General features: G+C 74.6%; 19 protein-coding genes. 12 read left to right on the top strand and 7 right to left on the bottom strand.

What is annotated here, in order from left to right:
* Positions 1–34 precede the first annotated feature (34 nt).
* The 3 genes from ACFHW0_RS12675 to ACFHW0_RS12665 all read left to right on the top strand — a co-directional run bounded on the left by ACFHW0_RS12675 (position 35) and on the right by ACFHW0_RS12665 (position 4,825).
* Positions 35–1,144 carry a DegT/DnrJ/EryC1/StrS family aminotransferase gene (locus ACFHW0_RS12675; RefSeq protein ID WP_121395667.1) on the top strand — a complete coding sequence of 370 codons (1,110 nt, stop codon included), beginning with the start codon at positions 35–37 and terminating at the stop codon, positions 1,142–1,144.
* Positions 1,141–2,178 carry a Gfo/Idh/MocA family protein gene (locus ACFHW0_RS12670; protein ID WP_366638948.1) on the top strand — a complete coding sequence of 346 codons (1,038 nt, stop codon included), beginning with the start codon at positions 1,141–1,143 and terminating at the stop codon, positions 2,176–2,178. The genes ACFHW0_RS12675 and ACFHW0_RS12670 overlap by 4 nt, the downstream gene beginning before the upstream one ends.
* A gap of 82 nt (positions 2,179–2,260) precedes the next feature.
* The gene (locus ACFHW0_RS12665; RefSeq protein ID WP_416607473.1) at positions 2,261–4,825 is read left to right on the top strand and encodes a glycosyltransferase; all 2,565 of its coding nucleotides are present in this window, start codon (positions 2,261–2,263) and stop codon (positions 4,823–4,825) included.
* A gap of 146 nt (positions 4,826–4,971) precedes the next feature.
* Here the strand turns inward: ACFHW0_RS12665 and ACFHW0_RS12660 are convergent, their stop codons facing one another.
* Complete coding sequence (locus ACFHW0_RS12660; protein ID WP_416607472.1) at positions 4,972–5,985, bottom strand: acyltransferase; 1,014 nt, start codon at positions 5,983–5,985, stop codon at positions 4,972–4,974.
* Positions 5,986–6,329: 344 nt separating this feature from the next.
* On the opposite strand from ACFHW0_RS12660, the gene ACFHW0_RS12655 reads away from it, so the two are divergent.
* Both ACFHW0_RS12655 and ACFHW0_RS12650 read left to right on the top strand, forming a co-directional pair.
* Positions 6,330–7,889 carry a glycosyltransferase family 4 protein gene (locus tag ACFHW0_RS12655; protein ID WP_416607526.1) on the top strand — a complete coding sequence of 520 codons (1,560 nt, stop codon included), beginning with the start codon at positions 6,330–6,332 and terminating at the stop codon, positions 7,887–7,889.
* A gap of 103 nt (positions 7,890–7,992) precedes the next feature.
* Positions 7,993–9,804 (top strand): hypothetical protein, encoded by a 1,812-nt coding sequence (locus tag ACFHW0_RS12650; protein WP_416607471.1) that lies wholly within the window; start codon positions 7,993–7,995, stop codon positions 9,802–9,804.
* A 15-nt stretch (positions 9,805–9,819) separates the two neighbouring features.
* Here the strand turns inward: ACFHW0_RS12650 and ACFHW0_RS12645 are convergent, their stop codons facing one another.
* Positions 9,820–11,085, bottom strand: coding sequence for a hypothetical protein (locus ACFHW0_RS12645; RefSeq protein ID WP_416607470.1), 1,266 nt, complete (start codon positions 11,083–11,085; stop codon positions 9,820–9,822).
* Positions 11,086–11,372: 287 nt separating this feature from the next.
* Here ACFHW0_RS12645 and ACFHW0_RS12640 point away from each other — a divergent pair, with 287 nt between their 5' ends.
* From ACFHW0_RS12640 to ACFHW0_RS12625, 4 genes are all read left to right on the top strand, one after another.
* Complete coding sequence (locus tag ACFHW0_RS12640) at positions 11,373–12,944, top strand: glycosyltransferase family 4 protein (protein WP_416607525.1); 1,572 nt, start codon at positions 11,373–11,375, stop codon at positions 12,942–12,944.
* Positions 12,941–14,512, top strand: a complete 1,572-nt coding sequence (locus ACFHW0_RS12635) for a glycosyltransferase family 2 protein (RefSeq protein WP_416607469.1) — start codon at positions 12,941–12,943, stop codon at positions 14,510–14,512. Before ACFHW0_RS12640 ends, ACFHW0_RS12635 begins: the two co-directional genes overlap by 4 nt.
* A gap of 4 nt (positions 14,513–14,516) precedes the next feature.
* Positions 14,517–15,800 carry a nucleotide sugar dehydrogenase gene (locus tag ACFHW0_RS12630; RefSeq protein WP_416607468.1) on the top strand — a complete coding sequence of 428 codons (1,284 nt, stop codon included), beginning with the start codon at positions 14,517–14,519 and terminating at the stop codon, positions 15,798–15,800.
* A 175-nt stretch (positions 15,801–15,975) separates the two neighbouring features.
* On the top strand, positions 15,976–17,721 hold the full coding sequence (locus ACFHW0_RS12625; protein ID WP_416607467.1) for a CDP-glycerol glycerophosphotransferase family protein: 1,746 nt from the start codon (positions 15,976–15,978) through the stop codon (positions 17,719–17,721).
* A 58-nt stretch (positions 17,722–17,779) separates the two neighbouring features.
* On the opposite strand, the gene ACFHW0_RS12620 is transcribed toward ACFHW0_RS12625, so the two are convergent.
* Together ACFHW0_RS12620 and ACFHW0_RS12615 are read right to left on the bottom strand one after the other, a co-directional pair.
* Positions 17,780–18,322: an acyltransferase gene (locus ACFHW0_RS12620; protein ID WP_121395649.1), complete on the bottom strand. Its 543-nt coding sequence runs from the start codon at positions 18,320–18,322 to the stop codon at positions 17,780–17,782.
* Positions 18,323–18,481: 159 nt separating this feature from the next.
* The gene (locus ACFHW0_RS12615; protein ID WP_416607466.1) at positions 18,482–18,820 is read right to left on the bottom strand and encodes a DUF952 domain-containing protein; all 339 of its coding nucleotides are present in this window, start codon (positions 18,818–18,820) and stop codon (positions 18,482–18,484) included.
* Between the two features lie 114 nt (positions 18,821–18,934).
* Here ACFHW0_RS12615 and ACFHW0_RS12610 point away from each other — a divergent pair, with 114 nt between their 5' ends.
* The 3 genes from ACFHW0_RS12610 (at position 18,935) to ACFHW0_RS12600 (ending at position 21,646) form a co-directional block, all read left to right on the top strand.
* Positions 18,935–19,246 (top strand): hypothetical protein, encoded by a 312-nt coding sequence (locus tag ACFHW0_RS12610; RefSeq protein WP_416607465.1) that lies wholly within the window; start codon positions 18,935–18,937, stop codon positions 19,244–19,246.
* A gap of 130 nt (positions 19,247–19,376) precedes the next feature.
* Positions 19,377–20,033: a response regulator transcription factor gene (locus tag ACFHW0_RS12605; RefSeq protein ID WP_416607464.1), complete on the top strand. Its 657-nt coding sequence runs from the start codon at positions 19,377–19,379 to the stop codon at positions 20,031–20,033.
* 11 nt (positions 20,034–20,044) lie between these two features.
* Entirely contained in the window at positions 20,045–21,646 is a 1,602-nt protein-coding gene (locus ACFHW0_RS12600; protein WP_416607463.1) for an ATP-binding protein, read from the top strand.
* Positions 21,647–21,911: 265 nt separating this feature from the next.
* Here ACFHW0_RS12600 and ACFHW0_RS12595 read toward each other — a convergent pair whose 3' ends face one another.
* The 3 genes from ACFHW0_RS12595 to yaaA form a co-directional block, all read right to left on the bottom strand.
* A complete protein-coding gene (locus ACFHW0_RS12595; protein WP_416607462.1) occupies positions 21,912–22,886 on the bottom strand; it encodes a TAXI family TRAP transporter solute-binding subunit in 975 nt (324 codons plus the stop codon).
* Positions 22,887–23,059: 173 nt separating this feature from the next.
* Complete coding sequence (locus ACFHW0_RS12590; protein ID WP_416607461.1) at positions 23,060–23,734, bottom strand: hypothetical protein; 675 nt, start codon at positions 23,732–23,734, stop codon at positions 23,060–23,062.
* A 102-nt stretch (positions 23,735–23,836) separates the two neighbouring features.
* The gene (gene yaaA, locus ACFHW0_RS12585; protein WP_416607460.1) at positions 23,837–24,634 is read right to left on the bottom strand and encodes a peroxide stress protein YaaA; all 798 of its coding nucleotides are present in this window, start codon (positions 24,632–24,634) and stop codon (positions 23,837–23,839) included.
* Positions 24,635–24,669 lie beyond the last annotated feature (35 nt).

Raw genomic sequence — 24,669 nt, 5'->3', positions numbered from 1 at the left:
CACCCGAGCACCATCTGACACAGGAGGATGCCCCATGGCTGGGCCGCACCCAGAGTTCATTCCCCCAGCGCGGCCGATCATCGGCGACGCCGAGATCGAAGCGGCTGTCCGGGTGCTCCGCAGCGGCCGGGTGGTGCAGGGTCCCGAGGTCGCGGCCTTCGAGGAGGAGTTCGGCGAGCTGGTCGCCGGGCGGCACTGTGTCGCGGTGAACTCGGGCACCTCCGCCCTGCAGCTCACCCTCATGGCCCTCGGCTTCGGCCCGGGTGACGAGGTCATCGTGCCGTCGTTCTCCTTCGCGGCCAGCGCGAACGCCGTCCGGCTGGTCGGCGCCGAGCCGGTCTTCGTGGACATCGAGCCGGGCAGCTTCTGCCTCGACCCGGAGGCGGTCGCCGCCGCGGTCACCCCGCGCACCGTGGCGATCATGCCGGTCCACCTCTACGGCCACCCCGCCGCGATGGACCGGATCATGGCGATCGCCGAGCGGCACGGCCTGGCCGTCGTCGAGGACGCCGCCCAGGCGCACGGCGCCGCGCTGCACGGCACCCCGGTGGGCGCCTTCGGCACCGCCGGCTGCTTCAGCTTCTACCCCACGAAGAACATGCACGCCCTGGAGGGCGGCATGGTCAGCACCGGCGACGCCGAGCTGGCCCGCACCCTGCGGCTGCTGCGCAACCAGGGCATGGAGCAGCGGTACGCCAACGAGATCGTCGGCGCGAACATGCGGATGACCGACGTCGCCGCGGCCATCGGCCGGGTCCAGCTGGGCCAGCTCGGCGAGTGGACCGAGCAGCGCCGGGCCAACGCCAAGTTCCTCGACTCGAAGATCACCGGCATGGTCACCCCGCCGGTCGCCGACGCCGCCAGGCACGTCTACCACCAGTACACGGTGCGGGTGCAGGGCGACCGGGACGCCGCCCAGCAGCGCCTGACCGAGCTGGGCATCGGCAACGCCGTCTACTACCCGACCCCGATCCACCGGCTCAAGCCCTACCTGACCGAGGACGGCAAGCCCGGTCCCTGGGACCTGCCGGAGACCGAGCGCGCCGCCGCCGAGGTCGTCTCCCTGCCGGTGCACCCCTCGCTGACCGAGGCCGAGCTGGAGCGCATCGCCGAGGGCGCGAACCTGGCCGGGGGTGCCCGGTGAGCGCCGGCCGCAAGCTGCGCGCCGGCCTGATCGGCCTCGGCGCGATGGGCCGCAACCACGCCCGCGTCCTCGCCGGCCTGGACGGCGTCGAGCTGGTCGGCATCGTCGACCCGGCCGGCGACACGACCGGCACGCTGCGCGCGCCGGTCGTGCCCGAGCTCGGCGACCTGCTCGCCCTCGGCGTCGACTACGCGGTGGTGGCCTGCCCGACGGCGCTGCACGAGCAGGTCGGCCTGGAGCTGGCCGCCAACGGCGTCAGCGCCCTGATCGAGAAGCCCCTCGCGCAGAGCGTGGACGCGGCGGTACGGCTCGTGGAGGCCTTCGAGGCCGCCGGCCTGGTGGCCGGGGTGGGGCACATCGAGCGCTACAACCCGGCCCTGCAGAACCTGCGCACGCGGCTGGAGGCGGGCGAGCTGGGCGAGGTCTACCAGGTCGTCACCCGCCGGCAGGGCCCCTTCCCGCACCGCATCGCCGACGTCGGCGTGGTGATGGACCTGGCCACCCACGACATCGACCTGACCAGCTGGGTGACCGGCCAGGAATACACCTCGGTGTCGGCGCGGACGGTCTCCCGCAGCGGCCGGCTGCACGAGGACATGGTCGCCGTGGTGGGGCAGCTCGCCGACGGCACCATGGTCAACCACCTCGTCAACTGGCTCAGCCCGCTCAAGGAGCGGTCCACGGTGATCACCGGTGACCGGGGCTGCTTCGTCGCCGACACCCTCACCGCCGACCTCACCTTCTACGCCAACGGCGCCATCGACACCGAGTGGGAGGCGCTGCGCGCGTTCCGGGGCGTCGCCGAGGGCGACATGGTGCGCTACGCGATCCCGAAGCGGGAGCCGCTGCTGGTCGAGCACGAGCGCTTCCGGGACGCGGTCGAGGGCAAGGAGAGCGACATCGTGACCCTGCGCCAGGGCCTGCGTACGGTCGAGGTGGCCGGCGCCGTCCTGCGCTCCGCGACCGACGGCAGCACGATCACCGTGGGTACGGGCACCGCGTCCCCGGCGGGGGACACCGTTCCCACCCGCTGACGTGGGCGACCGCGGTCCGCGTCCGGCGGGCCGCGGTCCGGCACCCCGCACCGCCAGCCCTCCTCCCACCTAAGGACAGCGCATGTCAACGCCCCGCCGAGCGCCGCGGCTCGTCGTACTGGTCGCCAACGGCATCACCGGCGACTCCCGCGTACAGAAGACCGCCATCGCCGCCGCCCGGGACGGCTGGGACGTGGTCCTGGTGGGCCGGAGCAGCCGCAAGAAGGGCGAGCCGGAGCGGTCCGCCATGGGACCGATCCAGGTCATCCGGGTTCCGGTGCCGCAGACCCTGTCCCGTCGGCCCGCCCGCGAGCACCGGATCCGCCGCACCCTGACGCAGTTCGGCATCCCGGACAAGTCCGCCCTGGCCCGCTACCGCGCCTCGCACCAGGCCTGGCTCCGGTCGCAGACGGCGAAGCGCAACCCTCCGCCGCGCGCCTGGCTGCGCGCGCACGAGGCGGTCCACCAGTTCCGGCTGCGGGCGTGGGGCTGGGAACAGTTCCACAGCACCCAGCCGCTGCCGCCGACCGGCGACTGGCGGACCGACTGGCCGACGCTTGTCGACATCGACCTGGCGTTCGGGCCGGTGCTCGAGGAGCTGGAACCGGACGTCATCCACGCCAACGACATCAACACCATCCCGACGGCGGCGATGAGCGCCGCGCGGTTGCGGGCGCGCGGGCGCGGCTGCGTCTGGCTCTACGACGCCCACGAGTACGTGCAGGGCGTCGCCTGGCCCAAGCCGCAGCAGGCCAGTGGCGTGCGGGCCGCCGAGCGGGAGTTCATCGGCCGGGCCGACGCGGTGGTCACCGTCTCCGAGCAGATCGCGGAGAAGCTGCAGACCGAGTACGGGCTGCCGAAGACCCCGATGGTGGTGGGGAACTCGCCGGTGCGCGAGGGCATCCGCAGCGGCAGCGTGACCGCCTCCGTACGGGAGCGCGCCGGCGTCGCCGAGGGCGTGCCCCTGATGGTGTACGCGGGCTGGATCGGCAAGGAACGCGGGCTGGACACCGTCATCGCGGCGCTGCCGCAGCTGCCGGAGCACCACCTGGCCCTGGTCAGCGGCCGGATGACCCCGCTGCTGGAGGACCTGCTCGCCCGCGCCGAGGCGGCCGGCACGCGCGACCGGGTGCACGTGGTCCCCTACGTCGCGCCGTACGAGGTCGCCGACTACCTCAGCTCCGCCGACCTCGGCCTGATCCCGTTCCAGCGGACCCCGAACTGCGAGCTGTCCCTGCCGACGAAGGTCTCCGAGTACCTGCACGCCGGCCTTCCCCTGGTCACGAGCGACGTGCAGGTGGTCCGGGCGTTCGTGGAGGGGCACGACATCGGGGAGACCTTCACCTCCGGCGACGTGGCGGGCTTCGTGGCGGCGACGCAGCGGGCCACCGCCCGCCGGGCCGAGTTGGCCGCGCACATCACCGAGCCGATCCTCGACGAGCTGTCCTGGGAGCGGCAGAGCGGCAAGCTGCTCCAGCTCTACCGGGACCTCTCCGGCGTCGCGCCGGCCGGCCCGCGCGAGGTGCCCTGGACGGTGCAGGAGCGCCCGGTCACCGCGCCGTCGGCGGGCACCGCCGAGCCGCGGCCCCTGGGCGGCTGGCGCGAACTCGGTGAGACGTCGATCCGCCTCGGCCTCGGCCCGGCCAACTACGCCGGTCAGGCCGCCGCCTTCGCCCGGGCCATCTGCCGGGACAACGCCGACGTGTCGGTGCAGGTGGTGATGAACAAGCTGCCCGGCTCGTTCGACTACCCGGCGGACGTCTACCTCGACTCGCTGCGCCAGCCGGAGCTCGACTTCCAACTGGAGCAGCTCAACCGGGTGCTCAGCCAGTACACCCACGTGCTGGTGGACGCGTTCATGCCGCTGTTCGGCCAGCTCAACGGCGACAACATCGAGGGTGACCTGCCGGCACTGCGTAAGGCCGGGATCAAGGTCGCGCTGCTGGCGCACGGCAGCGAGATCCGGCACCCGGACCGGCACCAGCAGCGGCACGAGTTCTCCCTGTTCCGGGACGCCCCCGACGGCATCGCGGCGAAGCTGCGCAAGAAGGCCGAGCGCAACCGCCGGGTGGCCGAGGAGTCCGGGCTGCCGGCCTTCGTGACCACGCCGGACCTGCTCGAGGACCTGCCGTGGGCGACGTGGGCCCCGCTGGTGGTGGACGTCGACGCGTGGGCGTGTGACCGGCCGGTGATGCAGCGGGCCCGCCCGCTGGTGCTGCACGCGCCCTCCAAGCGGTGGACCAAGGGCACCGACCGGATCCTGCCGGCGATGCAGGCCCTGCACGACCGGGGCGTCATCGAGCTGCGGCTGGCCGAGGGGGTCGCCTGGGCGGAGATGCGCGAGCTGGTCCGCGACTGCGACCTGGTGCTCGACCAGTTCACCACCGGCAGCTTCGGCACCTTCGCCGTGGAGGCGATGGCCGCCGGCAAGCCGGTGGTGGCCTACCTCAGCGAGCAGGTCACCAAGACCGTCGGCGGCGACTTGCCGATCGTCAACGCCACCCCGACCGACCTCACCACGGTCGTCGAGTCCCTGCTCGACGACCGGGAGGCGACCGCCAAGATCGGTCTCGCCTCGGCCGAGTACGCCCGCACCTACCACGACGGCACCTGGACGGCCCGCCAGCTCACCTCGTTCCTCGGCTGAGGCCACGCCGCTCCGACGCGACGGCCGCCCGTTCCCCACCCACGCGGGGAGCGGGCGGCCGTCGGCGTAGCGGCCCCGACCCACGAACGACGGCGGCCCGGACGATCGGAATCGTCCGGGCCGCCGTCGGTGCCGGCGGGTGCCGGTCAGAAGACCGCCCGCACGTACGGGATCCGGGCCGCCACCATGGAGACGGCGAAGGAGATCACCAGCACGGCCGGGTAGGTCAGCCCGATGACCTCCAGCGACCGCCCGGCCTCCACGTCGGGGATCAGCTGCCGGAAGACCTCGAAGACCAGCAGGTGGATCAGGAACACCCCGAACGAGGCGTCGGAGAGGCGGGTCACCAGGCGGCCCACCGCGGGGCGCCAGGTGACCCGGGACCCGATGCTCACCGAGGCCATGAAGATCAGCAGGGTGGCCGCGGCGACCAGCGTGCCGGTCGCCATCACCGGGAAGGTGGCCTGGAGCAGGCGGTGCTGGGGCGCCACCCCGAACTGCCAGATCGCCTCGGCCAGCAGCAGGCCGGCGCCGAGCAGGGCGAGCGCCGTCCAGAGCCGGTTGAGCACCACCCGGCGCAGGGCCCAACCGGCGATGAAGAACCCGACGTACGGCCACCACCGGTTCCAGCTGGTCAGGATGTTCGGCCGGGAGTCGCCCAGGATCAGGGCGATGCCCGGGATCATGTACGCGACCATGGTCCAGCCCAGCGCCACCCCGGCGGTGACCAGCGCGCGGTGCCGCCCGCCGGCGTGCAGGAACGGCGCGAGGACCGGCGCGAGCACGTAGAGCCCGGCGATCAGCCAGAGGAAGTACAGCGCGGTGAAGACCTTGCCGTCGATCAGCAACCGGGTGAGCAGGGTGAGGCTCATCTCCTCGCCCCGCATCGCCATCCGCACCACGACCACGTACACCACGTGCCAGACGATCATGGCGGGGAGGATCCGGGCGAACCGCTTGCGGTAGAACGCGGCCGGGCCGGCCCGGTGCGCCCGCGGGTCGAGCACGAACGCGCCGCTGATCATGATGAACGCGGGCACGGTCCAGATCGCCCCGATGTCGATCGCGGTGGCGACCCACCAGCCCAGGTTGCCGCGCAGGTCGTCCTGGCCGACGATGACGCCGAAGACGTGGATCGCCACCACGCCGCAGATCGCCACGACCGCAGCGCGTCCAGCCCGTACTCGCGCGGTGGTGCCCCGCCGGTCCGGCCCTCCGGGCCCGCGGTGGCGACGGTTCCGTCCGACCGGTGCGGGGCCGGCGACGGTGCGGGGCCGGCCCCGACGGGAGGCGCGACGTTGACAGGGTGGGAGGCGGTCACCGGGCCATGCTAGTGCCCCGGGCGGCCCCGTCGACCGCCCCGGCGCACCGGGCGCGTGGCGTCCGGGCGGCTGCCGCTGCCGTACACTCGCCGGGGCCCGAGGGGGCCGCACAGACCGAGGAGGCACCCATGACCGACGGCGCCGCCGGACCGGCCGCCCCCGCCACCCGGGGCCGGGTGGTCATGCTCGTGGACAACGGCGTCGAGGGCGACTCCCGGGTGCAGAAGACCGCCGCCTCGGCGGCCGAGGCCGGCTGGGACGTGGTCCTGCTGGGCCGCTCGGCGACCGGCAAGGTGCAGACCTGGCAGCTCGGCGGGGCCGAGGTCCGGCTGCTGCCGATGACCACGTCGCTCGCCCGGCCGCCGCACGAGTTCCGCCGCCACTGGGTGCGCGGCCCGCTCGCCTACCCGCCCACCGGGATCGCCGCCCGGCGCGAGCAGGAGGTGCGCGCCCGCCGCGCCGATCTGGAGGCGCGGCTCGGCGCGCTGAGCCAGGCCCGGGGGGAGGGGCGTTCCTCCGCCGGGCTGACGCTGAGCCGGCAGCTGCTGCGGGGCGAGCTGCTGGCGACGAAGGTGTCGCGCCGCTGGGTGTCGCTGCGTCGACGCCAGCTCAGCCGGGCCCAGGAGGTACGCAAGGACCTGGCCACCCCCGTGGACAAGCTCTACACCCGGTTCTGGCAGACGGTGGCCGGCGACCGCGCCTGGCGCCGGCTCGACCCGGCGCTGTGGGACTTCGAGCTGGCCTACGGGCCGGTGGTCGACAAGCTGCGGCCGGACCTGATCCACGCCAACGACTTCCGGATGCTCGGCGTCGGCGCGCGGGCCAAGCTGCGGGCCGCCGCCAAGGGCCGGCGCGTCGCGCTGGTCTGGGACGCCCACGAGTTCCTGCCCGGCATCCGGCGCTGGAACGACAGCCCCCGGTGGCTGCCGGCCAACACGGCGCACGAGCGGGAGTACGCCCCGTACGCCGACGCGGTGCTCACCGTCTCCGACGGGCTGGCCGACCTGCTGCGCGAGCGGCACCACCTGCCCGAGCAGCCCACCGTCGTGCTGAACACCCCGAGCAGCGCGGACGCGGCGGGCGGCGGCGACGGGGTGCCCGACATCCGCCAGCTCTGCGGGATCGGGCCGGACGTGCCGCTGCTGGTCTACAGCGGTGCCGCCGCGGAACAGCGGGGCCTCGGCATCATGGTCGAGGCGCTCACCGAACTGCCCGGCGCGCACGTGGCGCTGGTGGTGCCCCGCCCAGCCGCCCCGTACGTGAAGGGGTTGGTGGTGCGGGCGGGTGAGTTGGGGGTGGCCGAGCGGGTGCACGTGTTGTCGTACGTGCCGCATCATCAGGTGGTGCCGTTCTTGTCGGGGGCTTCGGTGGGGGTCATTCCGATTCATCATTGGCCGAATCATGAGATCGCGTTGATCACGAAGTTCTTCGAGTATTCGCATGCGCGGTTGCCGTTGGTGGTCAGTGATGTGCGGACGATGGCGGAGACGGTGCGGTCGACGGGGCAGGGTGAGGTGTTCCGGGCGGAGGATGTGGGGGACTTCGTGCGGGTGGTGCGGGGTGTGTTGGCGGATCCGGGGCGTTATCGGGAGGCGTACGAGCGTCCGGGGTTGTTGGAGTCGTGGACGTGGGAGGCGCAGGCGCAGGTGCTCGACGGCGTCTACTCCCGGCTGCTGCCCGACCACCCGCCCGCCCCGACACACGGCGGCGCTCCTGAACCGTCCCGGCAGGTGGGGGTCTGACCGCACGGCTTGGCCGCCGGCGGCGACGGTGCGCGGGGCGCGCGGCGACGTGGCCGGAGCGGGGGCACTGTGGAGCATGTCGCCATGAGTAGGATCGGGCACCGTGACCGCAGCGCAACCCCCGGCGACCGACCTGTCCACCCACGCCGCCGAGGAGCGCGCGCCGGCTGATCCGCCCCGGGAGCCCCGCCGGCGCCGGCCGGACCTCGTCGCCGTGCTCGTCCTCCTCGCCGGCGCGCTCTGGGTGACCGCCCGGGGCTGGCGCGACGTGCGCGGCCGGGTGCTCGGCGCGCAGCCGGCGGACCAGGACTTCAACGAGTGGATGCTGGCCCACGCGGCGCACGCGGTGGCCAACCTGGAGAACCCGTTCTTCACGAGGTTGCAGAACGCGCCGGACGGCGTGAACCTGATGACCAACGTGGGCATCCAGCTGCCCGGCGTCCTGCTCGCGCCGGTCACCCTCCTCGGCGGCGCCTCGCTGTCCTACCTGGTGCTGATGACCCTCAACCTCGCCGGCACCGGGTTCGCCTGGTACTGGGTGCTCTCCCGGCACGTGGTCGGCAACCGCGCGGCGGCGCTGGTCGGCGCCGCCTGCTGCGCCTTCGCGCCGGCCCTGGTCTCGCACAGCAACGGTCACCCGCACATCACCGCGCAGTGGCTGATCCCGCTCATCGTGTGGCGGGTGGCCCGGCTGACCCGTGGCGGGCGCCCGCTGCGCGACGGGCTCATCCTCGGCGGGCTGGTCTCCGCGCAGTTCTTCGTCAGCGTCGAGATCCTCTTCATCCTCGCCCTGGCCTGCGTGATGGCGCTGCTGGGGCACGTGCTGTTCCGGCCCCGGGCGGCGCTGGCCGCGGCTCCCCGGGCGCTGGCCGTGCTGGCTGTCGCCGGCGCGCTGACCCTGCTGGTGACCGCCTACCCGCTCTGGATGCAGTTCCTGGGCCCGCAGCACCGCAGCGGGCACCCCACCGACCCCGACAAGTACGCCCTGCGGCTCGCCTCCTACTTCAGCTACGCGACCGAGTCCCTCGGCGGCGGCCCGCAGGGCGACCGCCGGCTGGCCGCCAACGTGACCGAGGAGGCCAGCTTCTACGGCTGGCCGCTGGTGCTGGGGGCCGTCGCCGCGGTGGCCTGGCTGCGGCGGGAGCACCTGGTCCGGGTGCTGGGGTTCACGGCGCTGCTGGCCGCGCTCTTCTCGCTGGGCAACACGATCAACTGGGCGGTTCGCGGGTCCGGGGTCCCCGGCCCGTTCCGCCTGTTGAACGGCCTGCCGGTGGTCGACGCGATGGTGGTGGCCCGGTTCGCGCTGATCACCACGGCCGCCCTCGGGGTGCTCGTCGCGGTGGTGGTGGACCGGTTGCTCTCCGGCCGGGTCCCGGCCCGGCTGGGCGTCGTGCCGGTCCGGCCGGTGGTCGCGGTGGCGCTGGCTGTCGCCCTGGTGCCGCTGCTGCCGACCCCGCTGCCGGCCGTGGGGCGCCCGGAGGTGCCCGACTTCGTCACCGCCGGCGGGTGGCGGGACCACGTGGCGCCCGGGCGGACGCTCGTGCCGGTGCCGGTGGAGAACATGACCTCGGTGCGTTGGGGCGCCGCCGCGGGCGTCGGTTTCGCCGTGCCGCAGGGCTACTTCCTCGGACCGACCTCGCCCACCGACGACACCGGCCGGTGGGGGGTGGACCCCCGGCCCACCGCGGTCCTGCTGACCGAGGTGGCCAACGGGGAACGCCCGGCACCGGTCGCCATCACCCCCGAGGAACGCGCGCAGGCGGAGCGGGACGTCCGGCACTGGCGGGCGGACGCCGTGGCGCTGCCGCGGCATCCCCGCGCCGAGGCGCTCCGTTCGGCGCTGGACGCCTGCTTCGGCCCGGGCCGCCGCGTCGACGACGTCTGGCTCTGGGACGTCCGCCCGCTGACCCGCTGACCGTCCGGGCGGTTCCTACGCCGGGGGCTGACCCGCTTCGCCGGCGGTGTCCGGGGCGGGCCGGGCGGGTCTGTCCAGCAGCATGGCGAGGCCGACCACCACCGGCAGCCAGATGACCAGGACCAGCCGGTCCGCCTCGGACTCCTTCGGGTGGGCCACCAGCGTGAGCAGCCCGGTCGCTCCGGCCGTGGCGAAGAGCAGCGCGGCCCGGCCGGGCAGCGCCCGGAACAGGGCGGCGAAGCCGATCAGCAGCAGGGCCAGGAACGGCGAGGCGGCCAGCGGCGCGCCCCCGTTCCACCAGGCGTTGAGCTGGGCGGGCCAGAAGTCCCGGTTCAGCTCCACCAGGCGGGGCCATGGGTCGGGCACGTCCGGCCGGGTGAAGTGCACGGTGAACTTGTCCTGAAGTGTCTCTGCCGCGCCGGGGATGTCCAGCGCGGCGCTGAGGCCGAGCCAGACCGCCGTGGCCACGCCGCAGGCGGCGGTGAGCACGACCAGCCCCGGCTCCCAGCCGGCCCGGCGGCGGCGGGCCACGGTCAGCGCGCCGAGCACCGCCGTCAGCGCGCCCGACAGCAGCAGGCCGGTGGCCGGCCGGGTGACGGTCGAGGCGAGCAGCCCGGCCAGCACCGCGCCGCCGAGCAGCAGCCGGCCGCGGGTCGAGCCGCCCGGCCGCAGCAGGGGCACGGCGGCGCAGAGCGCGGCCAGCGCGAACGCCGTCGCGCCGGCCTCGGCCAGCAACCGGCTCAGCCAGAAGCCGGTGGGCAGCAGGAAGAGCAGCGCGGTGGCCGCGAGCGAGCCGACCAGGCCGCCGCCGAGCAGCCGCACCGCCAGGGCCGCCAGCACGCCGGCCAGTACGGCGAGCGCGGCGGTGGCCAGCACCATCCCCCGCTCCCCGAAGACCAGTACGAACGGTGCCGTGGTCAGCGAGTAGCCGGGTCGGGTGGTGAAGATCCGCTGGTAGCGCGGGGGCATGTTGGCGGCCCACTGCCGGGTGGCGGTGACGCAGGAGACGCCCGGGCGCGGACTCGGCATGCCCTGGCGGCAGACCAGCCGGGCGGCGAACCGGTCCGCCTCGGCGGAGGGCGTGCCGGTCATCGTGACCGCCTGCCGGGCGTACCAGTAGGTGTCCGGGTAGGCGTGCTGCGGCGCGGTCTCCCAGCGGCCCCACCACAGCAGGCTGCCGAGGGCGGCGGCGGCGAGCAGGCCGAGCACCAACCGGACGCGGGCCCGGCGGGCGTCCGGCGCGTCCACCGGTGCGCCACCGAGGGTTTGGTTACTCGACATCTCGCCCTACTTCTGGCGGAAGGTATCCGGCTGACAGTTTCCTCGCGCGGGGCGCGCAACGACGCGGTCGGCGCCGGGACGGACAGCGGGGAGGGTACGCTCCGGGGCGCGCGGAGGCGATGCCGACCCGCGCTTTCCCACAATCCATGGTGCGGGGGCGCCGGCCGGCGGTCTCGTACAATCGCTCGGGATCCGGGCCGGGTGACCCGGCCGGACGGCACCGGGCAGAGGCGGAGAAGCAGACGATGGGGCTGAACGGCGGCGCCGGCGCCCGGGGGCGTGTTGTCATGCTGGTCGACAACGGGGTCAACGGTGACTCCCGGGTACAGAAGGCCGCCCGCTCGGCCGCCGACGCCGGCTGGGAGGTCGTCCTGCTCGGTCGCACAGCCGCCGGGCGCTCGCAGAGCTGGCGACTCGGCGACGCCGAGGTGCGCCTGCTGCCGATGCCCGAGCCGCTGGCCAAGCGCCGGCACGAGTTCCGCCGCGGCTGGCTGCGCTGGCCGCTGGCGTACCCGCCCACCGGGATCGCCGCGCACCGCAGCCAGGCGATGAAGGCATGGCGGGCGGACCTGACCTTCCGGCGGGCGGCGCTGACGGTGGCCGCGCGCGACGGTGGCGCCCGCCGCCCGTCGCCGCTGCGGTGGCACGCGCTGCGCGCCGAGGAGTTGGCCGCCGGGGTGGCCCGCCGCTGGGTCTCGTTGCGCCACTGGCAGCTCACCCGGTCCCGGCAGGGCCGCAAGAAGCTCGACGGCCCGCTGGACCGGGCGTACACGAAGTTCTGGCAGACCGTGCAGGGCGACGGCGCCTGGCGGCGGCTGGAGCCGGGGCTGTGGGACTACGAGCTGGCCTACGGCCCGACGATCGACGAACTGCGGCCGGACCTGATCCACGCCAACGACTTCCGGATGCTCGGCGTGGCCGCCCGGGCCAAGCTGCGCGCCGCCGCCAAGGGCCGCCGGATCGCGGTCGTCTGGGACGCCCACGAGTACCTCCCCGGCGTGCAGGCGTGGCGCGACAACGTCCGCTGGCTGCCGGGCAACATGGCGCACGAGCGGGAGTTCGTGCCGTACGCCGACGCGGCGATGACCGTCTCCGGCGGGCTGGCCGACCTGTTGCAGCAGGAGCACGGCCTGGCCGACCGGCCGGAGGTCGTGCTCAACGCCCCCTCGCTGGCCGAGCTGCCCGGCCCCGGCGACGAGCCCGCGCCGGACATCCGCCAGCTCTGCGGGATCGGGCCCGACGTGCCGCTGCTGGTCTACAGCGGTGTGGCCGCCGCGCGGCGGGGCCTCGACGTCATGGTCGAGGCGCTGCCGCAACTGCCCGGGGCGCACGCCGCCTTCGTGGTCAACAAGCCCGACGCGGCGTACGTGAAGGGGTTGGTGGTGCGGGCGGGTGAGTTGGGGGTGGCCGAGCGGGTGCACGTGTTGTCGTACGTGCCGCATCATCAGGTGGTGCCGTTCTTGTCGGGGGCTTCGGTGGGGGTCATTCCGATTCATCATTGGCCGAATCATGAGATCGCGTTGATCACGAAGTTCTTCGAGTATTCGCATGCGCGGTTGCCGTTGGTGGTCAGTGATGTGCGGACGATGGCGGAGACGGTGCGGTCGACGGGGCAGGGTGAGGTGTTCCGGGCGGAGGATGTGGGGGACTTCGTGCGGGTGGTGCGGGGTGTGTTGGCGGATCCGGGGCGTTATCGGGAGGCGTACGAGCGTCCGGGGTTGTTGGAGTCGTGGACGTGGGAGGCGCAGGCGCAGGTGCTCGACGGCGTCTACTCCCGGCTGCTGCCCGCCGGTCGCGGTGCCGGCGGTGACGACACCACCCCGGGCGCCGAGCCGCCAGCCCTGCGGGTCGGCGCGTGACCACGCCCGACGTGACGGTGGTGACGGCCGTCTACAACACGATGCCGGACCTGACCCGGTGCCTGACCTCCCTGGTGGAGCAGACCATCGGGCTGGACCGGCTGGAGGTCGTCGCGGTCGACGACGGCTCCACCGACGGCAGCGGCGCCGAGCTCGACCGCTTCGCGGCGGCGTACCCCGGCACCGTGAAGGTGCTGCACCAGGCGAACTCGGGCGGCCCGGCGGCCCCCAGCAACCACGCGCTCGACCAGGCCACCGGCCGCTACGTCCTGTTCATCGGCGCCGACGACCACCTCGGACCGGAGGCGCTGGCCCGGATGGTGGCCGCGGCCGACGAGTGGGGCTCCGACGTGCTGCTCGGCCGGATGGTCGGGGTCAACGACCGCTACGTCCACCAGGCGATCTTCGAGAGCACCCGGGCCGAGGTGGACCTCTTCGCCTCCGCGCTGCCGTTCGCCCTGTCGAACACCAAGCTGTTCCGGCGCGACCTGATCGAGAAGTACGCGCTGCGCTTCCCGGAGGACATGCCGGTCGGCAGCGACCAGCCGTTCACCCTGGAGGCGTGCCTGCGGGCCGGGCGCATCTCGGTGCTGGCCGACTACGACTACTACTACGCGGTCAAGCGGCTCAACGCCGGCAACATCACCTACCGCAGCAACCACCTCGCCCGGCTGCGCGGCGTCGAGCGCGTCGTCGAGGTGGTGGCGGAGCTGATCGAGCCCGGCGAGCGGCGCGACGCGGTGCTGTACCGGCACTTCACCTGGGAGATCGCCAAGCTGCTCCAGGACGACTTCCTCACGCTGGAGCCCGACGTCCAGGAGCAGGTCCGCGCGGGCGTGGCGAACCTGGCCCGCAAGCACCTCACGGACTCCATCCGCGACCGGCTGGGCGTTACCGCCCGGGTGCGGATCGGCGCCGCCTGGCTCGGGTCCCTCGCCGACGTGCGGGCGGTGATCAGGCAGGACGTCGAGGAGGGTCTGCCGCCCACGGTGGTGCAGGACGACCGCTGGTACGCCCTGTACCCTGGCTTCGGCGACCCCCGTTCCGCCCTGTCCGAGGAGTGGTTCGAGGTCAGCCGGTCCGACGCCAAGTGGCTCGCCCGGCTGGAGACGGTCTCCGCGACCTGGTCCCCCGACCGGGGCGGGGAGAGGACGTTGACGGTCGCCGCGCGCAGCCCCTGGCCGGAGCTCGCCGAGCTCGCCGACGGCGGGCTCACCTTCAAGGTGGGCTCGGCCACCGGTAGCATCACCGGCCTGACGGAGGACCCGCTGGGGACGACCGTCCGGGTCACGTTCCGGACCGCGGACCTGCTCGCCGGGCTGCCGCCGGGTGGGCGGACCCGCACCGTCCGGGTCACCGCCGTGGCGGCCGGGGAGAGCGGTTCCACCCCGCTGCGCGGGCCACGTCCGCCGGTCCGGCAGCGGGTGCTCCACCGGCACGGCGGACAGCTGTACGTGTTCACCACGACCACGAACCACAAGGGCCACCTGGTGATCGCCGTCTCGCCGGTGACGCTGCGCCGGGTGGTGGCCCGCCTGCGGCGCAGGCTTCCACTAGGAGGAAAGTAGTTCCATGAACATCTGCGTCGTCGCGCTGGGGAAGATCGGCCTGCCGCTCGCCGTGCAGTTCGCCACGAAGGGCCACCGGGTGATCGGTGCCGACGTCTCCGTGCGGGTCGTCGGGCTGGTCAACGACGGGGCGGTGCCCTTCCCGGGTGAGACCGACCTGGACGTCAAGCTCAAGGAGACGGTGGCCGCCGGCCTGCTGACCGCCACCACCGACACCGCCGCCGCCGTCGCCGAGTCCGAGGCGGTCGTGGTGGTCGTGCCGCTCTTCGTGGACGCCGAGGGCGTGCCGGACTTCGGCTGGATGGACGACGCGACCCGCGCCATCGCCGCCGGCCTGAAGCCGGGCACGCTGGTCAGCTACGAGACCACCCTGCCGGTCGGCACCACCCGCAACCGCTGGGCGCCGATGCTCGAGGAGGGCTCGGGGCTGACCGCGGGCAAGGACTTCCACCTGGTCTTCAGCCCCGAGCGGGTGCTCACCGGTCGGGTCTTCGCCGACCTGCGCCGCTACCCGAAGCTGGTCGGCGGCATCGACGAGGCGTCGGCGGAGCACGGTGTCCGCTTCTACGAGGCGGTGCTGGACTTCGACGAGCGGCCCGACCTGGAGAAGCCCAACGGCGTCTGGGACCTCGGCTCCGCCGAGGCGTCCGAGCTGGCGAAGCTGGCCGAGACCACCTACCGGGACGTCAACATCGGCCTGGCCAACCAGTTCGCCCGGTTCGCCGACACCGTCGGCGTGGACGTCACCAAGGTCATCGCGGCGTGCAACACCCAGCCGTACAGCCACATCCACCAGCCGGGCATCGCGGTCGGCGGGCACTGCATCCCGATCTACCCCCGGATGTACCTGTGGAACGACCCGGCGGCCACCGTCGTCCGCTCGGCCCGCGAGGCCAACGCGGCCATGCCGGAGTACGCGGTGGACCTGCTCGCCGCCGCCTACGGCGACCTGACCGACGTCGGGGTGCTGGTGCTGGGCGCCGCCTACCGGGGTGGGGTCAAGGAGACCGCCTTCTCCGGTGTCTTCCCGACCGTGGACGCGCTGCGGCGGCGCGGTGCCCGGCCGTACGTCTCGGACCCGATGTACACCGCCGAGGAACTCACCGCGCACGGCCTGCCGCCGTACGACGGTGAGCCGCTCGGCGCGGCCGTGGTGCAGGCGGACCACGCGGAGTACCGCACCCTCAGCCCGTCCGACCTGCCCGGCGTGACCGTCCTGGTGGACGGCCGCCGGGTCACCGACCCGGCCCGCTGGGCCGGCGTGCGGCGGGTGGTCATCGGCGGCTGATCCGCCGTCGCGTCACGGGGCCCCGGTCGACAACGGCCGGGGCCCCGTCGCGTCGAGAGGGGTGCCGCCGTGGCCCGCCGGTGGGCCACGCGACACCCCGGCAATACTCGAAGGACATGCCACGTTAAGGTCGCACCTGCCCGGATTCGCCGGTGATCAATAGGGGAGTGTGTCTTTGTTCAGCAAACTGCGCAGGCAGCCGGACGCCGGCCTCATCGGCGCGCTGCTGCTGTCGTACGCCGTCATGGTGCTGGCCGGGGCCCTCGGCTGGATCATCCCCTTCGCGGTCGGCGGCCTGGCCGTGGCTGCCGGTGAACTCACCCTGCTGCGCCGGCCGACCGGCGGGGAACTGCTGGAGAAGGCCGGCATCGGGCAGCTCCACCGGCACCTGGCCCGGGACCTGGCGGTCGTCCTGCTGGTCGTGACGACGGTCCGCCCCGGCCCGACGGCGCTGGTCCTGGTGCTGCTGCTGCCCGCGGCGCTGCTGGCGTTCGCCCTCGGCACGGGGGTGCTGGCGCGCCTCGGCGAGCGTGGCGCCGCCGCCGTCGCCTTCGTCCGCAACATCGACGTCGGGCGGTCCTCCGGGGCACCCCGGCCGCCGGCCTGGGCCGTCGCCGTCGAGGGCGACCGGCTGCCCCTGCTCAACCTGCTGCTGGTGCCGGCGGCCGTGGTCGCGGCGCTGGCCGACGACGTGGCGCCGGTGCTGCTCACCGCGGCGGTCGCCCTGGTGGCGGGGGCGCTGGTCGCCGCCGTGCTCGCGCTGTCCTGGCTGCGCGGACGCGGCCGGGCCACCTCGGCGCTGCCGACGGTGCAGAGCTGGCTCGCCCGCGAGCAGCCGGATCTGGCCCTCTACTTCGCCGGCCCGGTCAAGGACGTCTACCAGGCCAACATGTGGCTCGCCCCGGTCGAGGCGACGGGCCGGCGGGCGGTGGTGCTGATGCGCCAGGAGGAGGCGTTCCGGGCGCTCGCCGACACCCGCCTGCCGGTGATCTGCGTACCGGCCGGCACCGACTTCATGAACCTCGAACTGGGCAGCCTCCGGGCCGCCCTCTACGTGGCGAACGTGGGCGCCAACATCCACCTGCTGCGCGAGCCGGGCGTGAAGCACGTCTTCGTCGGCCACGGCGACAGCGACAAGCAGGCCAGCGTCAACCCCTACAGCAAGGTGTACGACGAGGTCTGGGTGGCCGGTCCGGCGGGGCGGGAGCGCTACGCCCTCAGCGGCGTCGGCGTGCTGGACCGCGACATCGTCGAGATCGGCCGGCCGCAGCTGGCCGGCGTGCACACCTTCGGCTCGGCGGCCACGGGCCGGCCGTTCACCGTGCTGTACGCCCCGACCTGGGAGGGCTGGCTGGAGGAGGAGGTCTACCACACCTCCGTGGTGCTGATGGGCGAGCGGATCGTCGCCGGCCTGCTGGCCACCCCCGGCGTGCGGGTGATCTACAAGCCGCACCCGCTCACCGGCAGCCGGTCGGCCAAGGCGCGGTCGGCCAACGACCGGATCGTCCGTCGGATCCGGGCCGCCGGCGGGCAGGGCGACGCGACCTCGCTGGCCGGCGACGCGCACCTCGTGGTCACCGGCCGGGCGCCGGGGCTGTTCGACTGCTTCAACCAGACCGATCTGCTGGTCAGCGACATCTCCAGCGTGGTCTCGGACTTCATGCAGAGCCAGCGGCCGTACGTCGTGGCGAACCCGGCCGGGCTGCCCGAGGACGAGTTCCGCCGCCGGTACCCCACCGCGCGGGCCGCGTACCTGCTCGGCGCGGACTGCGGCGAGCTGCCGAAGATCGTCGCGGTGACCCGGGCCGGTGACGACCCGATGACCGAGGCGCGCCGGGAGCTGAAGACGTACCTGCTGGGCCCGGACGAGCCGAACGCGATGGACCGGTTCCGGGCGGAGGTCGACCGGCTCTGCGGCTGACGCGTCGACGCGGGGGCGGTGACCGGGCGGTGCCGGTCGCCGCCCCCGCGTCGTCCGTTCAGCCCCGCTGCGGCGGGTTGTCCACGTCCCGCGAGACCACCTCGCCGCGCTCGTCGACCCAGCCCTTGGGGCGCGCCGGGTTGCCGGCGACGAGCTGGTACGGCGCCACGTCCCGGGTCACCACGGACCCGGCCGCGATCATGGCGTACTCGCCGACCTCGATGCCGCAGACGAGGGTGGCGTTGGCGCCGATCGAGGCGCCCCGGCGGACCAGGGTCGGCGTGATCGTCCAGTCCGGATTCTGCGCCCGGGGCCGGAAGTCGTTGGTGAAGACCGCGCACGGACCGACGAAGACCTCGTCCTCGATGGTGACGCCCTGGTAGACCGAGACGTTGTTCTGGATCTTGACCAGGTCGCCGACCGTCACGCCGGCGTCGACGTACACGTTGCGGCCGATGACGCAGCCGGCGCCGACCTGTGCCGAGGAGCGGATGTGGGCCAGGTGCCAGACCTTCGTGCCGTCGCCGACGCGGGCACCCTCCTCGACGTCGGCCGTCGGGTGGACGAAGACGGAGGGGGACGGGGAACTGCTGTCAGTCATCCTTCAACTCGCATGGCTCGGGGCGCGGCGTCGCGCCGTCGGTGATCCGCGTCGGCGTACGCCGGGCGGGCGTCGATCGCGCGGATCGGTTCTGCCACACCCGCCCCGGGGCGCGCAGGCGAGGCCGGGGGAGCGGACTCGGCGTAGCATAGCGACCCGTCAGGCGAGCAGCGCCGCCACCGCGTCGGCGGCCGGCAGGTCCGCCGGCAGCGCGTCGGCGGTCACCACGGCGGGCACCGGCAGCGGGCCGTACAGGTGCGGGAAGAGCGCGCCGTCGCGCGACGGCTCCCAGCGCAGCGCGTCGCCCAGCCGGTCCGGGTTCACCGTCAGCAGGGTCAGCCCGGTGGCGCCGGCGAAGTACCGCCGGGCCGTGCCGACCACCTGGTCGGCGCCGGAGAGGTGGATGAACCCGGACTGCCGGTCCAGCGCCGTACCGTCGAGGTGGCCGGCGGCCAGCGCGTCGTCCCACTCGGTGGTGGGGAGCAGCTTGTAGATCACCCCGGCAGCCTACGCGCGGCCGGTCACGCCGGCGGCCGTCCCGGTTTCCCGGTACCGCCCCGGCGCCCGCCACCGCCCGGCATGCTCGGGGCAGCGGGTCGCGGAGGGATGGCGATGGAGAGCTACGACGAGGACTGGACCGACAGCCAGCGCGCGCTCTACGACGAGTGCCACCGGGCGGGCGGCGAGTGGGCCGGCGACCCGGACACCCCCACCGAGGACGTGCAGCACGTGATCAACCTCGGCCAGGCGGACGACGACACCCTCCAGGACGCCGAGATCGACTATCCGCCCCTGGTCGACGCGGTCACCCAGGCCACCGGCGAGATCGTCACCAGCGTGCCCGCCAGCCACGACGACCCCGGCTTCCGGGGCTTCGTCGACGGGGTCCGCGACGCCACGGCCGACGAGGTCTTCGGCCTCTGACCTGCCGACCGGCCCGCCGTGGGCGCTCCGGCGCCGGCTGCCGGGAGGGCCGGCGCGGGACCGGCCCTCCCGCCGCGGGCGTACTTCTGCCACCATTCGGGGTCGACGGACCGACGAATGGGGGCCCCGGGTGCGCATCCTGCTGGTCGAGGACGACCGCCGGGTGGCCGCCGCGCTCTCCTCCGCCCTCACCCGCCGGGGGTACGAGGTAGAGCACGCCGCGACCGTCGCGGCGGCCCTCTGCGCCGCCCCCTGCGACCTGGTGCTGCTGGATCTGACCCTGCCCGACGGCGACGGCACCGACCTGTGCCGGGAGCTGCGGCGGCGCAGCAGCCAACTCGGCATCATCGCCGTGACCGCCCGGGGCGAGGAACGGGACCGGGTGCTCGGCCTGCGGCTCGGCGCGGACGACTACGTGGTCAAGCCCTTCTCCATGACCGAACTCCAGGCGCGCATCGAGGCGGTGCTGCGCCGCGCGGCGCACGCCGTGCCGGAGCGCAACCTGATCGAGGTGGGGCCCGTACGCGTCGACGTGGCCGCCCGGACGGTAACCGTCGAGGGCCGGCCGGTGGCGCTGACCCGCAAGGAGTTCGACGTCCTGCTCTCCCTGGCCCGCCAGCCCGGCGTGGCGGTGGCCCGGGAGCGGATCCTGCTCGACGCCTGGGGCACCACCTGGGGCGACGGGCACACGGTCGAGGTGCACGTCGGGTCCCTGCGCGGCAAGCTGGGCGATCCCGGCCTGGTGGAGACCGTACGCGGGGTCGGCTACCGGCTGCGCGTCGAGTGAGGTGACGCGCCGTGCGACGTCGACTGGTGATCAGCTATCTGCTGTTGATGGTGCTGGTGCTGATCGCGCTGGAGACCCCGCTGGCGGTCACCCTGGCGACCCGGGAGACCGACCGGGTACGCGCCGACCGGCTCGCCGACGCCACCCGGTTCGCCTCGTTGGCCGGCCCGGCGCTGCGGGGCGGGACCCCGGGCCCGCTCGACAACGAGCTGCGCAGCTACGACGACCTCTACGGCATCGGCGCGGCGGTGGTCGACCGGGACCGCCGGACGGTGGCCGCCTCGGAGAGCTGGCGGTCGGTCCCCGGCTCCCACGAGGCGCTGGACACCGCGCTCTCCGGGCAGCAGGCCAGCGGGCCGGAGTCGGTCTGGCCCTGGATCGACGGACCGATCGTGGTGGCGGTGCCGATCAACGACGGCGGTGAGGTGCTCGGGGCGGTGGTCATCACCACCCCGGCCGACCCGGTCCGGCGGGCCGTCACCGTCTGGTGGCTGGCGCTGGCCGGAACCGGCCTGCTCGCGGTGCTGGCCTGCGTGCTGACCGCGTTCGGGCTGGCCGGCTGGGTGTTGCGCCCGGTCACCGAGCTGGACGCGGTCACCCACGAGATCGCCGAGGGGGACCGCGGCGCACGGGTGCAGCACCGGCTCGGCCCGCCGGAGCTGCGTCGCCTGGCGACCAGCTTCAACCACATGGCCGACGTCGTCTCCGACGTGATGGACCGGCAGCGGGCGTTCGTCGCGCACGCCAGCCACCAGCTGCGCAACCCGCTCACCGCGCTGCGGCTGCGGGTGGAGGAGCTGGGCCCGAGCCTGACCGACGCGGACGGGCGCGCCGAGCACCAGCTGGCCCTGGAGGAGACCGACCGGCTGGCCCTCGTGCTGGACGCGCTGTTGACCCTGGCCCGCGCCGAGCGGCGGGAGAACCAGCGGGTCACCGTCGACGCGGCGGCCGTCGCCGCGTCCCGGGTGGCCGCCTGGGAGCCGCTCGCCCGGCACCGCCGCATCACCCTCCGGCTGGTGGCCGAGGACGCCCCGGCGTACGCGCGGACCGTGCCGACCGCGATCGACCAGGCCCTGGACGCGCTGATCGACAACGCGGTCAAGTTCAGCGACGCCGGCGGGGAGGTGACGGTGACCGTCCGGCACCACGACGACGGCACCGCGCTGGAGGTCCGGGACACCGGCCCGGGCATGACGGCGAGCCAGCTCGGGCAGGCGACCGAGCGGTTCTGGCGGGCCCCGGAGGTGCAGAACATCGACGGGGCCGGGCTGGGCCTCACCATCGTCGCCGTGCTGGTCGACGCCTCGGACGGGCGGCTCACCATGCGCGGGGGCGAGCCGCGCGGCCTGGTCGCGGGCCTCTGGTTCCCCGCTCCGGACGATCCCGCCGCCGCCGCTGCTCCCGGCGATCCCGCTTCCGGCGCCCCGGCTTCCGGTGCCCCCGATCGCGGCGACCCCGGCCCACCGGCCCGCGCCGACGTTTCCACGGCGCGTGGGGCGGAGGCCGACGCACCGACCGTCGCCGGAATCCCGTCGGCCCGTCGGCCGCCGCAGCCACCGCAGCCACCGCAGCCACCGCACTCGGCGCGGCCGGCGCGAGCAGTCGAGCGCTGAGGCCGGGCCGGTGCGGACCGCGCTCGGTGGCGCGGTGCGGTCGGCCCCTGTCGAGCTGCCCCATCCATGAACCCGCCCCGCCCCACGGGGCAGCTCGACAGGGACGCCGAGGTGGGGGCCAGGATTTGGCGGGCGGGGCCGGCCTACGGTGCCGGGGTGCGCAGGGGCCAGGGTGTGGTGAGGCGGTGCCGGTCAGCGGCGTCGGGGTGCGGCGGTCAGGGTGTGGCGGGCCGTGCCGGTCGGCCGTGCCAGGATGCGCAACGGCTCAGGGTTTGGCGGCGCGGTACCAGTCGGCGGCGCCGGGGTGCAGCGGCAGCGGGGCGGTGGCGATGGCCGAGCGGGGGCTCATCCGGCCGGCGGCCGGGTGCGCGGCGGCCAGCTCCTGGCGGCGTTCCATCAGCAGCCGGGTCACCTCCCGGATCAGCGGCGTGGGCAGGTCGGCCCGGACGATGAGGAAGTTCGGGTTGGCCACCGTGGTCACCGGGTCCGTGCCGTACACCGAGCGGGGGATGTCCCGGGAGACGTAGACCTCCGGGTTGCTCTCGCGCAGCGGCCCGGTCCACTCGCCGAGGTCGACGATCCGCGTCGCGCTGTCGTCCGTGAGCTGCTCCAGCGCCCGGACCGGCAGTCCGCCCGAGAAGAAGAACGCGTCGATCGTGCCGGCCCGCAGCGCCGCGACCGAATCGTCGAGGCCGAGCCGCTCCTGGCGTACCCGGTCGCCGCCCAGGCGCGCCACCTCGAGCAGCCGGACGGCGGTGATCTCGGTGCCCGACCCGGGCGCGCCCACGGACACCCGCCGCCCGCGCAGGTCGGCGAGCGTGCGGACGGGACCGCCGGCGGTGGTGACCAGGTGCAACAGGTCGTCGTAGACCCGGGCGACCGCGACCACGGACGGGTGCGCCGCCGGCGCCGCCGGCAGCACGTCGGCCTGGGTGAAACCCAGCTCGGCCTCGCCGGCGCCGACCAGCCGGACGTTCTCCGCCGAGGCGGCGGTCACCACCACGCTGGCCCGGACGTCCGGCAGTTCCCGGTTGAGCACGGCGGCCAGGGACTGCCCGAAGGCGTGGTAGACGGCCGTCGGGCTGCCGGTCGCGATCCGGATCCGTACCGGTGGCTCGGGAGCGTCCTGGCAACCGGCCACGCCGGGCAACGTCACCACCAGCAGCAGCGCCAGCAGCGCCGGTGGGCGGACGGGGCGCGGGCGGACACGGCGGAACCGGGTGCGACTCACGCGCTGCACTCTGCGCCGTGCGGGCCGTCGCCGCAACCCGCCGCCCACCGGCCGGGCTAGGAGCCCGGGGGCGGGTCGACGACGATGGTCAGTTCGCTGCGGTACGCGATCGAGGCCGCAGCGCCGCCGCCGGTCGGCTCGCCGCCGCCCCGCGCACGACGCCGATCGCGTTCATCCGGCCGTCACGGCCGGTCGGGCACGTGGGCGGGACCCAGCGCGGTGCTGTGCAGGATCCGCTGGCGGTCCGGGCCGTCGGCGACGCAGACGAGGTAGCAGCCGGTGCCGGGGCGCAGCAGCGCCGGAACGTCCAGCAGGGCGGCCCCGCGCACCAGGATGGCGGCCAGTTCCCGGTCGGTGATCCGGACGCCGAGGATGTGCCGGCGGACGTGCCGCCCACCGGCGAGCAGGGCGGCCCGCCAGGCGGCCGCGGCCAGCCGGGGCCGCCAGGCCCGCCGTACGGTCGACGCGCCCGGGACCGGCCCGCCCAGCAGCTCGCGCCGGCCCTGCCGCCAGCCGGCCTCCAGCGTCCTCGCGTACGCCGGCCGGTGCTGGTGCGGCACGGAGAGCCGGTGCAGCTGGTATCGGCGGCGCAGCCCGCCGACGGTCACCTCGTGCTCGATGGGGACGTCCAGCCGGTGCAGGAGCTGACGCATGCGGTGCGCCGCCTCCTCCCGGTTGAACTCCACCGACGGGGGGCGGTGCTCGGGCGCCTGCCGGCGGGTGCCGGCGACGGCCGGCGGGGGCGTGCAGCGCAGCAGGCAGGCGGCCTCGAACGCGTCGGCCAGGGTGGACCAGTCCAACGGCGGCGTGGTCGAGGGCAGGCGCGGCCGGTCGAGCAGGATCTGTTCGGGAGCCAACTCAGGCACTCCTTGTCGGCGTCGGGGGTCCCTCTACCGTGGCCCGTCGACGCCGCCGGGGAAACCGGTCGGCCCCAGCCTTGAGGAAATCTTGCGGCTGTCCTACAGCTCCGTGACGACCACGTCGACCTGGCGTGGCCGGCCGGGCGGGGCGGGCTGCTCCAGCACCGGATATTTGAGGTCGCGCAGCGCGGTCAGCAGCCCGTCGACCGTGCGCGGCCGGGCGCCCGCGGTCAGCAGGTCGCGGACCAGCCGGCCCTTGGTCGCCTTGTTGAAGTGGCTCACCACCGACCGGACGGGCACGCCGTCGACGTCCCGCTCGTGCAGCACCCGGACGGTCACCGTGCGGTCGGCCACCTCGCCCCGGGGCGCCCAGGTAGCCGCGTACGCGCCGGAGCGCAGGTCGAGCACCGGCCCGTCGCCGGCCGCCGCGGCCATCGCCGGCGCGAGCGCCCGCCGCCAGTACGCCGACAGCGCGCCGAGCCCCGGCAGCCTCGCCCCGATCGGGCACCGGTAGGGCGGGATCCGGTCGGTGAGGCGTACCGCGCCCCAGAGCCCCGAGCTGACCAGCACCGACCGGCGGGCCGCCCGCTGCGCGGTCGCCGGCAACGAGGCGAGGTCGAGCGCCTCGTAGAGCACCCCGGTGTATACGCGGCCGGCGGGCGCGGTGGCGGCCACCCGCAGCCGGGCGTTGCGGCGCAGCTCGCCGCGCTGGCCCCCGCTGATCCCCAGCGCCGCCAGGGCCGCCTCCTCGTCGCCGTCGGCGCTGAGCGCGACCAGCGCCGTCAGCACCTCCTCCCGGGCGTCGGTCAGCTCCGGCAGGGAGAGCCGGGCGAGGTCCAGCCGTCGGCCGGTGCCGGCGTCGGCCTTCCCCTCGGAGGGCGGCAGCAGGATGAGCATCGGTGACTCCTCGGCTCGGCGCGGCGTCCGCGCGC

Source organism: Micromonospora sp. LOL_025 (assembly GCF_048060285.1).
In the GTDB taxonomy this organism is placed as follows: Bacteria; Actinomycetota; Actinomycetes; order Mycobacteriales; family Micromonosporaceae; genus Micromonospora.
The sequence above is the reverse complement of the archived record's forward strand: the minus strand, read 5'-3'. Positions and strand labels throughout refer to the sequence as shown.